At 58.2% G+C, this 13,511-nt stretch carries 12 protein-coding genes; 4 read left to right on the top strand and 8 right to left on the bottom strand.

What is annotated here, in order from left to right; all coding sequences use genetic code 11:
- Positions 1-76 precede the first annotated feature (76 nt).
- From WMQ00_RS01395 to WMQ00_RS01375, 5 genes are all read right to left on the bottom strand, one after another.
- Complete coding sequence (locus WMQ00_RS01395; RefSeq protein WP_316330655.1) at positions 77-3,256, bottom strand: ATP-dependent helicase; 3,180 nt, start codon at positions 3,254-3,256, stop codon at positions 77-79.
- Positions 3,249-6,356 carry an ATP-dependent helicase gene (locus tag WMQ00_RS01390; protein WP_340440599.1) on the bottom strand — a complete coding sequence of 1,036 codons (3,108 nt, stop codon included), beginning with the start codon at positions 6,354-6,356 and terminating at the stop codon, positions 3,249-3,251. The genes WMQ00_RS01395 and WMQ00_RS01390 overlap by 8 nt, the downstream gene beginning before the upstream one ends.
- 32 nt (positions 6,357-6,388) lie before the next feature.
- The gene (locus tag WMQ00_RS01385) at positions 6,389-7,174 is read right to left on the bottom strand and encodes a hypothetical protein (protein WP_200288048.1); all 786 of its coding nucleotides are present in this window, start codon (positions 7,172-7,174) and stop codon (positions 6,389-6,391) included.
- A 9-nt stretch (positions 7,175-7,183) separates the two neighbouring features.
- On the bottom strand, positions 7,184-8,122 hold the full coding sequence (locus WMQ00_RS01380) for a DUF3152 domain-containing protein (protein WP_200288050.1): 939 nt from the start codon (positions 8,120-8,122) through the stop codon (positions 7,184-7,186).
- Positions 8,123-8,183: 61 nt separating this feature from the next.
- On the bottom strand, positions 8,184-8,408 hold the full coding sequence (locus tag WMQ00_RS01375; RefSeq protein ID WP_023020795.1) for a DUF3107 domain-containing protein: 225 nt from the start codon (positions 8,406-8,408) through the stop codon (positions 8,184-8,186).
- Positions 8,409-8,479: 71 nt separating this feature from the next.
- On the opposite strand from WMQ00_RS01375, the gene WMQ00_RS01370 reads away from it, so the two are divergent.
- Both WMQ00_RS01370 and WMQ00_RS01365 read left to right on the top strand, forming a co-directional pair.
- Positions 8,480-9,805 carry a DEAD/DEAH box helicase gene (locus WMQ00_RS01370; protein WP_023020794.1) on the top strand — a complete coding sequence of 442 codons (1,326 nt, stop codon included), beginning with the start codon at positions 8,480-8,482 and terminating at the stop codon, positions 9,803-9,805.
- Positions 9,802-11,040, top strand: coding sequence for an Rv3212 family protein (locus WMQ00_RS01365; RefSeq protein ID WP_200288054.1), 1,239 nt, complete (start codon positions 9,802-9,804; stop codon positions 11,038-11,040). The genes WMQ00_RS01370 and WMQ00_RS01365 overlap by 4 nt, the downstream gene beginning before the upstream one ends.
- A gap of 75 nt (positions 11,041-11,115) precedes the next feature.
- Here the strand turns inward: WMQ00_RS01365 and WMQ00_RS01360 are convergent, their stop codons facing one another.
- On the bottom strand, positions 11,116-11,604 hold the full coding sequence (locus tag WMQ00_RS01360) for a hypothetical protein (RefSeq protein WP_023020792.1): 489 nt from the start codon (positions 11,602-11,604) through the stop codon (positions 11,116-11,118).
- A gap of 495 nt (positions 11,605-12,099) precedes the next feature.
- Between WMQ00_RS01360 and WMQ00_RS01355 the strand changes: the two genes are divergently transcribed.
- Complete coding sequence (locus WMQ00_RS01355; RefSeq protein ID WP_005322377.1) at positions 12,100-12,360, top strand: WhiB family transcriptional regulator; 261 nt, start codon at positions 12,100-12,102, stop codon at positions 12,358-12,360.
- An 83-nt stretch (positions 12,361-12,443) separates the two neighbouring features.
- The gene (locus tag WMQ00_RS11995; protein ID WP_100067784.1) at positions 12,444-12,518 is read left to right on the top strand and encodes a 50S ribosomal protein bL37; all 75 of its coding nucleotides are present in this window, start codon (positions 12,444-12,446) and stop codon (positions 12,516-12,518) included.
- 107 nt (positions 12,519-12,625) lie between these two features.
- On the opposite strand, the gene WMQ00_RS01350 is transcribed toward WMQ00_RS11995, so the two are convergent.
- Both WMQ00_RS01350 and WMQ00_RS01345 read right to left on the bottom strand, forming a co-directional pair.
- Positions 12,626-12,898, bottom strand: coding sequence for a mycothiol system anti-sigma-R factor (locus WMQ00_RS01350; protein ID WP_023020791.1), 273 nt, complete (start codon positions 12,896-12,898; stop codon positions 12,626-12,628).
- Positions 12,898-13,509, bottom strand: coding sequence for a sigma-70 family RNA polymerase sigma factor (locus WMQ00_RS01345; protein ID WP_023020790.1), 612 nt, complete (start codon positions 13,507-13,509; stop codon positions 12,898-12,900). The genes WMQ00_RS01350 and WMQ00_RS01345 overlap by 1 nt, the downstream gene beginning before the upstream one ends.
- Between the last annotated feature and the right edge of the window lie 2 nt (positions 13,510-13,511).

Raw genomic sequence — 13,511 nt, 5'->3', positions numbered from 1 at the left:
TGCCCACTAGCCCCGCCTTTTCTGGTCTCGAATGATTGCTCAAGAGATTGCGTGCTTACGCAACCGCTCACATACCTTAGCCCTTTTGGTGCTCAACTGACGATTCAAGGAGTTTCTTTAGCTCTTCCCCACGTGGAAGGCGGGCTGGCTCAAAGGTATAACCATCGTGCACATAGTAGAAAGCAGCGCGAATCTTCTCTCCGCCATGGATACGCCGCCATGCCTCTGCATAAACCGCAAGCTGTATCTTGGCGGCGTCCATAGCCTCCCCTTGGGGTGGGCGGCCTGTCTTCCAGTCCACCACCATCCACGTGCCGTCGTCCAAGCGGAATACCGCGTCCATGCGCCCGCGCACCACGGCCTCACCGATGGTGATTTCAAAGGGCGCTTCTACGTATTCCGGTTGACGTTGTGCCCACTCCGAGCTCAAGAAAGCTTTTTTCAGCTTTTCCAAGTCATAGTCCGCCGCCTCATCAGTACCCGGCAGCTCTTCCTCGCTCAATAGTGCAGGGCTGCCAAAGCGGTCCTCCAACCACGCGTGGAAGGCGGTACCGCGCTTGGCATAAGCATTCGGCTTAAACGGCACTGGACGGCGTTGCCTGCGTGCGAACTGGAGTGGATCTGCCCGCAGCGCAACCATGTCAGAAGCAGTCAGCTCGCTGGGTAGCTCAACGTCTACCACCGGCTGTTGCAGAGCCCTGTATTCTTCAATAAGAGCGCCAGCTTCCTGCTCCCACAACTCAAAGGTTTCACCGTGGCTGAGGTCTGGAAGTTCTTCCATTGCCTCAAGCACCGCATCGGCACCGGCAACTGCCTCAGGGTTAGCCTTCAGCGCTGGGAACTGTGCGCTCTCACCAAAGTCCTCCTCGGACGGTTCATCTGGCACGGACCATTCCACCACGTACTGCGGGAATTGCTCTTTCAGGCGCTCTAGGTATTCATAGGGCGCCTTCTTGCTCTTCCCAGAAGCGTTATTGGTTCCCGAGCCAGTAACGGTCAGCGTGGATTCGGTACGGGTCAATGCAACATAAAAAAGGCGCGCAGATTCTTCCGCCTTTAGGGCACTATCTGCTTTCTTAAATTCTTCGCAGGCGTTTTGGAACTGCGAGCGCTTTTCGGCATCCTCTGGGACCTCAATATAGTCGTCCTCCCCCGGGACCTTGTCGATCCTGCTAAGGAAGGTCTCCGCTTGCGCGTTATAGCTAGAAGAATCAGCATGCACCACGCAGACATGCTCCCATTCCAGGCCCTTGGCCTTATGCGCAGTCATAATTTGCACACGGTCCGTTGCGGCAGGCACCTCACCCATGTCCAAACCGTCTTCCTTTTCGAGTGCAAGCGCAAAATAGTCCAAGAGTGCGTACAAGGAATCACCGTGGAAGCTAGCGACGATATCGGCAAATTTATCCAGGTGCGTCGCTCCCCCCGCGCTTCCGCGCGCCAAGACTTCGGTACGGATATTAAACAATGCCTCAATATCAGCGAAGATGTCCACCAGCGGCTTGGATAGCGAATAGGTGCGCAAGTGCCGCAGTTTGGCAGATACCTCTTCCATGCGGGCAAGGCCCTGTGGGGTATAGCGGTTCCTCTCCCCCAAGTCAGCCAGGGCGTCGGCAAGGCCAACGCGCTGATCCGGTTCTTCTGCGGTGACATCTTCCAACTGCGCTCGCAGGTAATCTTCCGGGTCCATTCCTGGTTCCCAACGCAAGCGCTCCTCCCTTGCTCCGGCGAGGTTTCGTTGACGCGAAGCGAGGGCTTGAATATCGCTAATCCCCAAACCGCACATAGGGCCAGCCAGTACCCGCACTGCTGCAGACAGATCTTCTGGGCGTACGAGCATCGTGGCAATCGCCACGAGATCCTGGATTTCTGGCTGCCACAACAAACCACCGAGACCGATGATTTCATTGGGTACGCCCGCCTTGTCTAAGGCCGCAGCGATTGGCGCGGACTGCCTATTTTTCCGCACCAAAACCGCTGCGCTGAAGGTGTCTCCCTCGCGTTTGTCCCACTGCTTTTTCAAATGCTCGGCGATAAATTCGCGCTCGCGATTTTCGCTTTCAAAGTAGGCCAGCTGGATTTCACCCTCGCCTTTATGTGGGGCGGCAGAAAGTTCATCCACGGGACGCTCAACGCCTTCAAATACCCTCTCCGCCACTGAGTTAGCCAAATCCAGCGCACCCGAAGGGTTGCGCCACGAGGTGGTCAATTGGTCCTTCGGAGCAGGTGTGCCCGGCGCGACTAGAAAATCCTCCACGAAGGCGGTGAGGTTTTCAGAGGTCGCGCCGCGCCAGCCGTAGATGGCCTGCATTGGATCGCCTACAGCCGTAACCGACAATTCATCTTTTTCGCCGCCGAAAAGGCTTCGAAGTAGAACGCGCTGGGCATAGGAGGTGTCTTGGTACTCATCCAACATGACAACCTTGTAGCGCTGGGATTGTTGCCTGCCCACAACAGGATAATCACGCGCTACTCGGGCGGCGACAGACATTTGCTCGCCAAAGGTGATGACTTGTCGCTCAGATTGTTCCTTTTTCAGGGCCTCCAGCAGCGGTACGTACTGCACGCGGCGTTCCTGTGTCTGGATATAGCCCAGCAGCTTTTGAGAGTATTCGGGGCCATTCTTCTTCGATTTGTCAAGGTTATCGATATCTGCGCGAAAATCGCGCGCATGCTCAGCGATATGGCTCGTGTCTTTGAGACCGTTATCAATATCCTGGCTGAGGCTCAGCAGGGTCTCGGTGATTGTGGCTAGGGTGCGATCGTCTTCTAGTTGGCCGGTGTAATTGCGCACCACATCGTAGGCTAAGGAATAGCGCTCGGCCTCAGTAATGATGCGCGCGGTGGGCTCAACCGGAACTAATAGGCCGTATTCACGAACGAGTTCTCCGGCGTAGGAGTCATAGGTGGATACCTTCGGCGCAATGTTTTCTAATGCTTCTGCCACATCGCTGCCTGGTGGGATGAGACCGGAATCGCGCAGTTGAATCAGCTGCTTGCGAATGCGTTGCTCCAGCTGTTGCGCGGCTTTGCGGGTAAAGGTCAGGCCAAGAACCTGTTCAGGTCGCACATAACCATTGGCCACCAAATACACCACGCGCGAGGCCATGGTTTCTGTCTTGCCAGCACCAGCGCCGGCAACCACGAGTTTAGGGCTAAATGGGCCTTCAATGACATGGGCTTGTTCGTCGGTAGGCGGGAAATCCTTGCCCAAGGCCGCAGCGATTTGCTGTGGGGAAAAGTTGCTCTTAGGCATCGGTGGTCATCCTTCCTTCTTCCTGCACGGGGCAGATGGAGCGAATTGGGCATTTGTCGCAGTCTTTATTGGTACGCGCAGTAATGCGCGGACCACGCATTTCCTCCACCAGCGGGGGCAGAAGCGCGGCGAATTCTTCGAGTGCTTCCGGAGATTTATCGCTTTGCCAAATCTCGCCAATCTTCTTAGTGGTTGCGCCTGGGTAAACCAGCACCCCTCCCTGGCGCGGCATTCCTTCACCGTCGTGGACCTGATGGCCGTCGAATGCACCGTGGGCAAGCGCGAGCTGATAGGTCATTAACTGCACATGGTCTTCGGCTTCTTTCTTGGCCGGTTGGTTTTTCCCGGTCTTGAGGTCCACGACCAAGTAGTTTCCTTCTTCATCGCGAAGGAGACGGTCCATATAGCCGCCGATGCGCACGCCTTCACCGACATGTACGCCCACAGGAATTTCCACGCCCACTAGTTCTTGATTGACCTCAGATTGGCGCGCCCATTCGCGGGCGCGGTCCAATAGCGCGGAAAACTCATCGAGTTTGAATCGCAATTGCCACTGCGGGACGTCCTGGATGCGCTCGAAAGCCTCCATCACCAAAAGCTTGGCCTTTTCCGCATCCATACCGCGGCCAATGGCTTCAAAGAAGGCGTGGGCCAACGTACCGCGGAGCAGGTGTTCCTCGGTACTTGGATCCTCAGCCACATTGCCCAGCACAGCCTTGAGCGGACAGTTGAGCAACGCTTCTACCCGGGAGGGCGACAAACTGCCGCTGGTATGCAACGGCAGTTCAGCCGCAACGGAACGCGCCGACCACCACTGCTCCGGGTGGGCGCCGGGGATCTCGGCCGCCGCTAACCGCGCGAGCTGGCGGGCAGCTTGCTTGCGTTCAACCTCACCAGATTCCGGATTGCTAACTACGCGGCGCAGCTGTGCGACAAAGGCCGGTACGGACAACACCGCAACATCGAGTGGATCAATCTCCAGACCATCGCGCAAAGAAACGGGTGCGGGTTCGGGCACATCGAGGCCCAATTCGCGCGGGAGTTGGGCGCGGCGCAGCGCCCGCTTTGCTTGGCGACGCGCAGCTTGACCGGGAACATCGACACCACGTCCGGCGAATTCGTCGATGAACCGAGAAGGCTCGGAGACCGTATCGCCCTCTGGATTCTCCACGGCAGTAATGAGCAAGCGCTTTCGGTGGCGGGTGGTAGCGACGTGGAAGAGACGACGCTCCTCTGCCAAGCGGGAGGCGATGTGGCTGACGGGAGTATCGGGATCAATATCGTGGTCGAGGAGATCGATAAGATCTTCTTGCCCGAAGATGGAGCCAGTCTCTCCTAGCGAAGGCCAGCTGCCTTTCTGGGCGCCGGCCACGATGACGGTATCCCATTCGCGGCCCACTGCACCGTGCGCGGTCAGGATTTCTACGGCCTGCGGAATGGCGGTACGGCGGTCACGCACGCCGGTGGGAAGTTCTTGTTCAGTGATATGGGTCAAAAACGCGCTCAGTGAAGAATCCGGGCGGCGTTCTACGTAGTCTCCAGCAGCGTCAAAAAGCGCCATCATTGCATCTAGGTCGCGGTCGGCCTGCGAGCCCGTTGCACCACCGCGCAAGGCCGAGGCCTGTAGACGGTTGTCCAGGTCGGTAGCACTCCACACAGCCCACAGAATCTCCTCCACCGAAGCGCCGGAAGTGAGCGCTTCCCGGCCGGCACTGAGCACTGCACGAACGCGTTCGAGGATCGAATATTCCCGTTCAGTGAGCTGTCCGTTGAAGTCTGGGAGCTCGCCGTAGAGAAGGCCCCGGAGGCTATCGATGCCCCGAGTGGTGGAATCCCAGCGGCGCAAGCCACGGATCAGTCGGCGCAGGGTGACAGGATCGGCGCCACCCACAGGTCCGGTGAGTAGTTCTTCCAACTCAGAGTTAGATAGTTCCTCCTCCAAGGCGCGCAGCGCAAGCAACACAGCGGAAACCAAACGCTGTTCGGCCAAGACAACGTCGGTGGGATTGATATGTACGGGCACACCGGCGGCTAGGAGGGTGCGGCGCATTTGGCCAATGTCACTAGTAGAGCGCACAATGACAGCGATGTCGCGCCAGGGCACGGCATCTTCCAAGTGGCGGCGGCGCACGGTATTAGCTACGACGTCGCGCAGCCGACCGTCCGAATCCACGATAGAGATGCACGCCGGTGTGGGCCTGCGGTAGGACTCGGTGAGCTCAATGTCATGCTCGGCTGGAAAGTCCTGCAAAAAGCGCGAGCTAGCACCACGAAAGGCAAAGACAGATTGGGCTGTATCTCCACCCACAACTACGAGGTTGGCCTGCGCAGCTAGCCCAAGAATGAGTTTTCCTGCGGTGGGGTCGAGCAGTTGAGCATCATCGACGACAATAGTGTGGAAGGGATGATCGCGCAGTAATTCAGGGCGTTGGAGAACCGCGGTAACCAACTCTGCAGCAGAGTATGAATGGGAACGGGAGAGGAGCTGCACGTGCTCATACTCGCGCAGAAATTCGCCCGCGGCGGACCACATAGGGCGGCCATATTCGTGGCCTAGGCGCTCCAGGTCTCCTGGGCCCAGACCTCGTTCAATGGAGCGCAAAAGGAAATCGCGCAACTGCCGCGCAAAGCCCACATATTCCAGCGCGGGGCGCATCTCTTCTGGCCAGGATCCGTGGCCGTCCTCTGCTTGACCGATAAGTAGCTCCCGAATGACGGCATCTTGTTCCGCACCGGTAATGAGCCGCAACTCTTCCTCGGCCGCCGTGCGCAGTAACGCAAAAGCCAAGGAGTGCACAGACCGCACCATTGAGGTCTGTGCGGCGTAATTCTCGAGGCGTTCAGAAAGTTCGCGGCGCAATCGGGCACCGGATTCCTTCGAGGGCGCAATAACGAGAATGCCGGAGGGATCCGCGCCAGTTTCCTGGGCTCTGTCCAGGGCATGAATGACGGTATCGATAAGGAAGCTCGACACGCCACTGCCTGCCGCACCGGTTACTTTCCAGGAACCGGATTCGGGCAGGTCAACCGGCCAGCTGCGGGCCGTGGCGGACGGGGTACGGGGAACGAGGCGCACTTGCGGGGACGGTGGGAGGACCACTCCCGCACGCGCGGTGGAATGGGGGTCGTAACTCACCGCTCCAGTATGGCAGATGCCCGCGACACCAGATATTGCTCCACCCGTTCAATGTGCGAACGCGTGTTTGAACGCGAAGCAGGATGCAGATCGTTGATATGACGACGATACGACACTGCACGCAAGAGCAGCTCCTGCATGCCCGGCACGTGGCTAAAGCGTTGGCAGATCTCATCATCAACCGCCTGAGCAATAAGCCCGTCGACGATGACTAGGGCGGCGCTCCAACCGGCTGGGCGCGGAAATTCGCTCGGCACAATGTCCACGATTCCCGGCGGGTTGGCGCCGTGATAGACCGTGGTGGTGAGAAGAGCGGTGTGGGCGGGGATAAGAGGGACGTCGGCAAGCAGAGCTGGGCGATAGGCTTCCCCCGTTTCTCCCCACGCGGCGCGCTCCGCGCGAGCAAAGACATCGTCACGCTGCCCGGTGGGAAGTGCCACCTCGGCCATAGCCGTATCAAGGCGCAGCGCCATCTGTGCGGTTTCATCAATGCGCCCCCGGACCTGCCCCGGAATAAACTGCGTGGCCTTCCAGCCAGCGGCCGTATGACGGCCATCGCTAGATAAAAATGGCCGGGAAACTCGGGCGCCTTGCACGCTTAGGCGCTCGCGCGTCTTGGCGGACCATGCAGCAAAAGGACCGGCCTGCGAATAGACCACGTCCCCCACCTTGATGCCGTTATCCCACACCGGGCCTAATTGATCGCCCTGAGCGCGGCGAGTACCGGTAGCACCAGTTTCCGCGTGAAAGGCGCTTAAAACATGCTCTGGGGGAAGCGGCATCCTTAACTCCTATTCGGGTTGGTGGGGATCCTTATTATCCGGGTTGGGGAAAGGCCACGGGTTAGCTGCACAGGTCACGTCCTCATCAGGATAGACCTCGCTGGGCTTGCGATCGTGCAATGCCTTGTTATTGAGATCCAAGGTCTGCTGCATCATGATCGGAGCTAACTTGCCCTGCCCACCACACGGCTGGTGGGCCGCATAGCCAATGGCGTGGCCCAGCTCGTGGTTAATAACGTACTGGCGGTAGTTACCCATATCGCCTTCAAACGGCGTCGCACCGCGCACCCAGCGAGCCTCATTAATAACCGTGGTGGACTCGCCAGTAATGGTGGTATGGCAGGAAGTTTCCGTTTCAATTTTCTCCCCGCACCGCTCCGCGGCGGTACCCAAGGAGGTCAGCTGGATACGGGTATCTGGATCCGCATCAGAGGCCACGTGCTCGAACTCGAAGTCCTTGTGCGCGGTCCAGCCGCGCGGATCAGAAAGGGTGGCCTCCACCATGGCTGCAAAAGAATCATCGCCGCCATACGGTGCGGTATTGAGGCCATCTTCCACCTCGATGGAATAGCGCACCTTCTGCGCGCCACCCTTACCGGCTACGGCGCCGGGCTCGCCCACCTCATGGAAAGTGCCCCTTCCCTGCTTGGTAAACGCCCCACCGGGCGGCATCTCACTAATTTCCCGTTTGACCGCTTCCGCATCAGCCGGATCAGGCCCGATTTTCTCGGCACTCGTCGGGGCAGCTGTGGTAGTTTCTTCCGCCCCTTCTTCAGAGGAGGAAGCGGTGGCGATATCGACAATGAACCAGATGGTCAAGGCGATCATCAAAGGGATAGCCACCACGCGCCACCAGCCATATTGACGCGCAAACCGGACCACCGCATTAGGGTGGTCCGGCGAATGGCCCTGGCTCCGGTGAGCGTGGCGAGTCTCCCTGTCTTCCATGGGGCCTTAGGTTACCCGTTTATTTTTAAAAATCTGAATCAGCAGACCGGTGCGCTCGTCTTTAGGCGCCGGCGAATCCCACGGCGTGCTTCTTCGCAATGCCCACCTCAACGTAGACCACGCGGTCAGTGCGCACGAGGTACTTGCGGCCCTTGTCATCTTCCAGTTCCAAGGTGGAGTTATCCGCCAGGGCGCTATTGATCTTCTGCGTCAGGTCAGCCTGGTCACCTGCAGCGCTAATGACCAGCTCGCGAGCGGTGTCTGCGAAGCCAAACTTGATATCCATGAGGGTTCCTCCTCTAACTAGAGTTTTATTGTCAATGGCCCCACTATAACCATCCCGGCTACTATCAAGGTGTGTCTGACATAAAATCCCAGCCACCGAGCTTCGCGGAACTCGGCGTTGCGGCCGAAATCTGCGATGGACTCGCCACCCGTGGCATCACGCGTACTTTTGCAATCCAGGAATTAACCCTGCCCATCGCTTTGTCCGGTCAGGATTTGATTGGCCAAGCGCGCACCGGCATGGGCAAAACCTACGGCTTTGGCGTGCCGCTTTTGGATCGTGTCTTTGATGATGCCGATATCGAAGAGCTCGATGGCACCCCGCGCGCCCTCGTGGTGGTCCCCACCCGTGAGCTTGCCCAGCAGGTCACCAAAGACCTGCAGGTAGCCGCCGCTGACATACCGGTGCGTTTGGTTTCCATCTACGGAGGCCGGCCCTACGAGGAACAGATCACAAAGCTCAATAAGGGCGCCGATGTCATCATCGGTACACCTGGCCGCCTGATCGATCTCCACGAGCGCGGCAATCTGCAACTAGACCGCGTGGCCATCTTGGTACTCGATGAAGCCGACGAGATGCTAGATTTGGGCTTTTTACCCTCGGTGGAGGCCATCCTGCAGGCTCTGGATGGCAATGCGCACCAGACCATGCTCTTTTCCGCTACGATGCCGGGCGCGATTTTAACGCTGGCCCGCCGTTTTATGGATAAGCCCATCCATATCCGCGCCGAATCGGGCGAGCAGGATTTCACTCATTCCTCCACCCGCAAGGTCACCTTCCAAGCTCACCGCATGGATAAGGTTGCCATCGTCGCGCACGCCCTGCAGGCTGCCGACCGCGGGCGCACCATCATCTTCGCCCGTACCAAGCGAGCGGCCGCCCATTTGGCCGATGATCTCGCCCGGCGCGGCTTCCGCGTGGGAGCCGTCCACGGCGACCTTGGGCAAAAGTCCCGCGAGAAATCCCTGCAGGCCTTCCGCTCCGGCCAGGTAGACATCCTGGTCGCCACCGATATTGCTGCCCGCGGTATCGACGTCGATGATGTCACTCACGTCATCAACTACCAGGTACCAGATGATCCAATGACCTTTGTCCACCGTATTGGTCGCACGGGTCGCGCCGGGCATACCGGTACCGCCATCACCTTGGTGGGCTACGATGAGCTGGGCAAATGGCAAGTCATTAACGATGAGCTGGATTTGGGAGAGCCGGAGCCGCCACAATGGTTTTCTACTTCCCCAGAGCTGGCCCAAGCGCTAGACATCCCCGCGGATGCTGAGGAGACCGTAGGCCCCGAGACCAAGGTTGTAGGCCAGGTTTCAGTCCGCGAGAAATCCCCCACCCGTACCACTGCGCGCCGCGGCAGCTCCCGGCGCCGACGAGGAGGCCGCCGATGACTAAGGCTCCCATTTTGCGTTCCACGCTCTCTGATTGGAAGGCCACCGGCATCATTGCCGTGGTCTGCGCCATCGCGGTAGGCGGTGCAGCCGTCACTGCCAATATCAATCAGGCACATTTGAGCCAGGCGGCCGTTCCTGGGGAAAAGGATGCACCCGCACTTTCCACAGTTCCGACTAACCTCCACGAGTCCTTCAGCCTCCCCAATGAACCGGTGCCTGGCCAATACCGGGCGGTTTCGGCGCACGGCCTGACCATCACGCATGCGGATCACACGCTCACGGCTACCAATCCGGACGGTTCCGAAGCATGGACCTATGAGCGCACTGACGCCGAACTGTGCTCACTGTCTGCTGCATGGGGCAAGATAGTAGCTACTTATAAGACCGGTGTGGGCTGCGGAGATACCGTGGCGATTGATGCCGCGACTGGTGAGTATGACAGCACCCGTAGTGCCATAAATTCGGACGAGGTAGTACCCATATCCTCCAATGACCGGGTAGGAACGGCCTCCACCGACCGCATCGATCTGTGGCGCTCGGATATGGTGCGTACCGTGGAATACGGTGACGTGGAGGCAAAACAAGAACCGGACAAGCAACCGCATGAGGATTGCACGCTCAGCTCGGCCCTTACCCGTACCGAGAACTTAGCCCTGACCGAGTCCTGCCCCGATAAGCCGAATACCACCTGGTTGCGCTTCCAAGACACCACCCCCGATGATTCCCGTCAACCGGACATCGCCGCCGATGTGGACATTGCTACCGATGGCGCCCGCCTTGTCGCCGTAGGCCAAAAGGCCGCCGCCGTATACCGGCCAGGACCACACCCCTCCATCGAGTCATATAACAATGAAGGTAAAAAGCTCGACTCTTCCCCAGCAGAGCCTTCTCCGGCTATAGACACCGGCGACTCCCCCTTCGCGCCGGCAACTGCGGACTTGCCGCACCATATGACCTGGTTTGATGGCTCCCGGCTTTACCTCTTTAAGCCGAGCGACCTCTCGGTTGATCGCATCGTGGAAGAGGCCATCGGCACCCCCATCGCTGTCAACGAGCAGATGCTGGTGCCTACCAAAGAAGGAATTGCAGTCATGGACTGGTCCACTGGCAAGACCCTGCGAACCATCCCGGTTGACCGCGGCGCCTACCACGGTGCCGTTTATCTCACTTTAGCGGGCGAGACCATTGTGGAAGCCCGCGGCGATAAGGTAGTGGGCCTTAGCGCCGATTAGTACCCCACCATCGCATAAAAAGGCCGCGCATTCCGGGTTTTCCCGGGCGCGGCCTTTTTACACGTGAAGATGACTTTAGAAGTTTGCTGCCGCCCACTCAGTGGAGGCGCGTACGAACATCAGCAAGAAGATGACCACTGCGGCGCTCAGCAATGTCACCGCGCCCAGTAGCGGCGATCCACCGCTAAACATTTGGAAGGAGCTAGCCGCCAAGATTAGCTCCACCAAAATAATGGCTCCCCTACCCCAGCGCTTTCCCTTGACCATGGCCCAAGCGCCAATGATGACAAAACCAAACACGATAAAGATAAAGAGTGCGGTGCCTAGCCCCACAAAGCTTCCAGAGCCCGAATCCGACACCATGGAGCCGTTTTCCGCACCGGTCAATTCGCGCACGATCAGGAAGATGCCAAAACAGATTACGGCGATGGACTGAATCACGGCGAGTGCTGCGGCCACGAGGACTGGTTGCGGCGCCCCGTGCTGGGTCTTTTTTTCCCCACTAATCGACCGCGTGGAGGCAGCATTTTGCTTTGTGTTTACCTTCTTGTTTTGTTTGGACACAAGCCCACAGTCTACTCACGGGCAACGCCATTTTCTTGTGCGCCACTCAGGTTTCGCGGGGGCAAGGGCTAACCGGACAGATTTGACGCTTCTCCAGTCACCACACTCAAGCAGTTTCAGTCAATGCGCCAGTTCAGCGCGTTTCTCACAGGCTTCTTTCAACTCCAGCGTCTATCTAAATGACCCCCACATCACTTTCCATTCAGTGATGTTTACCACATTTTCGCCTCTACCCCTAGCGGAGCCTGAGTAAACATGTCATGATTCTTGGGTAGCAAAAAGAAAGAGGACGTAAACCTCTTCTTAACTTGAAGGAAACTTCAAGTAACCACAATGTGGACCATTGGCGGCGGCGACGCTGGCCCGACCTCGAGACCGGGCCCCACTGCGCGCAGACCAGTTCACACAACCACCCACCCATGGCATTGGTTGCTTTTCATTTATGAAAAGTGCTTGTGCTTTCTGCTGTCGAATTTTTGTTAGGAGATATCAATCATGGATTGGCGCCACGAAGCTGTTTGCCGCGACGAAGACCCCGAGCTGTTCTTCCCAGTAGGCAATTCTGGTCCTGCACTTACCCAAATCGCTAAGGCCAAGTTGGTCTGCAACCGTTGTCCCGTTGCCTCTTCCTGCCTGAAGTGGGCACTGGAGTCCGGCTTGGACGCCGGCGTCTGGGGCGGTCTATCTGAAGAGGAGCGCCGCGCCCTCAAGCGCCGCCGTAACCGCGGCCGTGGACGCGCCCGCGTTTCCGCTTAATCATCGGCCCCCAATTTTCGTTTCGGCGCCCTTAGCCGCTAAAGTTGAATAAAGTTCAGTTACCCTCAACGAAGGAGTGCGCAATGAGCAAGCGTGGTCGCAAGCGCAAGGATCGCCGCAAGAAGTCCGCTAATCACGGCAAGCGTCCTGGCGCATAACGCACAGCACATAAGCCCGGCCCTCGGTCATCACAGACCGTAGGAGCCGGGCTTTTGCTTTGCCGAATCGGCGCAGGCCGCTTAGCAGCCCGTGCCGTATGTCCGCACTACCAGGTGGTCTCGATGCGGGTGATTTCAACCGAGATGCGGCGGCGTAACGCCTGCGGCGCCTTGGCCTGTCCGTTACAACAGTTGCGCACCAGCGAACGAATAATCTCCTCGCTCTCGAGGCGCTTTTGACAAAAATCACACTGGGCGATGTGCTCGCGGATGGCGAGCGCGCGGGCATAGGTGGTGGATTCATCGAGAAGCTCGCACAGGAGGGCCTGTACCTCTGGGGAGCTACACGCACCACAGTTGTGTTCCGTTGCGCGTTCCATTACTTCTCCTCCATGTCTGGGTGTTCTAATCCAATACCTTGTTCTCGTGCCACGTCTTTCAACGCTTTTCGGAGTAGTTTTCTTCCCCGGTGCAACCGAGACATCACTGTGCCCAAAGGAGTGTCCATGATTTCCGCAATTTCTTTATATGCCAAGCCCTCCACATCCGCGTAGTAAACCACCATGCGGTAATCATCGGGCAGGTCATTCATGGCCTCTGAAATGGTGGAATCCGGCATGTCCTTGAGCGCGGCTACCTCGGCGGATTCCAGACCGGTGGAATCATGTCCGGCGGTGGTATAGAGCTGAAAATCACTCAAGTCATCAGCCGAGGACTCCGTTGGCCGGCGCTTCGCCTTGCGGTAGGAGTTGATGTAGTTATTGGTCATGATGCGATAAAGCCATGCCTTGAGATTCGTACCCGGAGTAAAGGAATGGAAGGACTTATAGGCCTTGAGGTAGGTCTCCTGCACTAGGTCTTCAGCGTCTTGGGGATTGCGCGTCATGCGCAAGGCACCACCGTAGAGCTGATCTAGCAAGGGCAGCGCTTCCGCTTCAAAGCGGCGCTGCAGCTCCTTTTCGCTGATTGTTTCTTTAGCCACAATTTCCATAC

The organism is Corynebacterium sp. KPL2825 (assembly GCF_037908445.1).
Classification (GTDB): Bacteria; Actinomycetota; Actinomycetes; order Mycobacteriales; family Mycobacteriaceae; genus Corynebacterium; species Corynebacterium kefirresidentii.
This window is presented reverse-complemented; position numbering and strand designations above follow the sequence as displayed.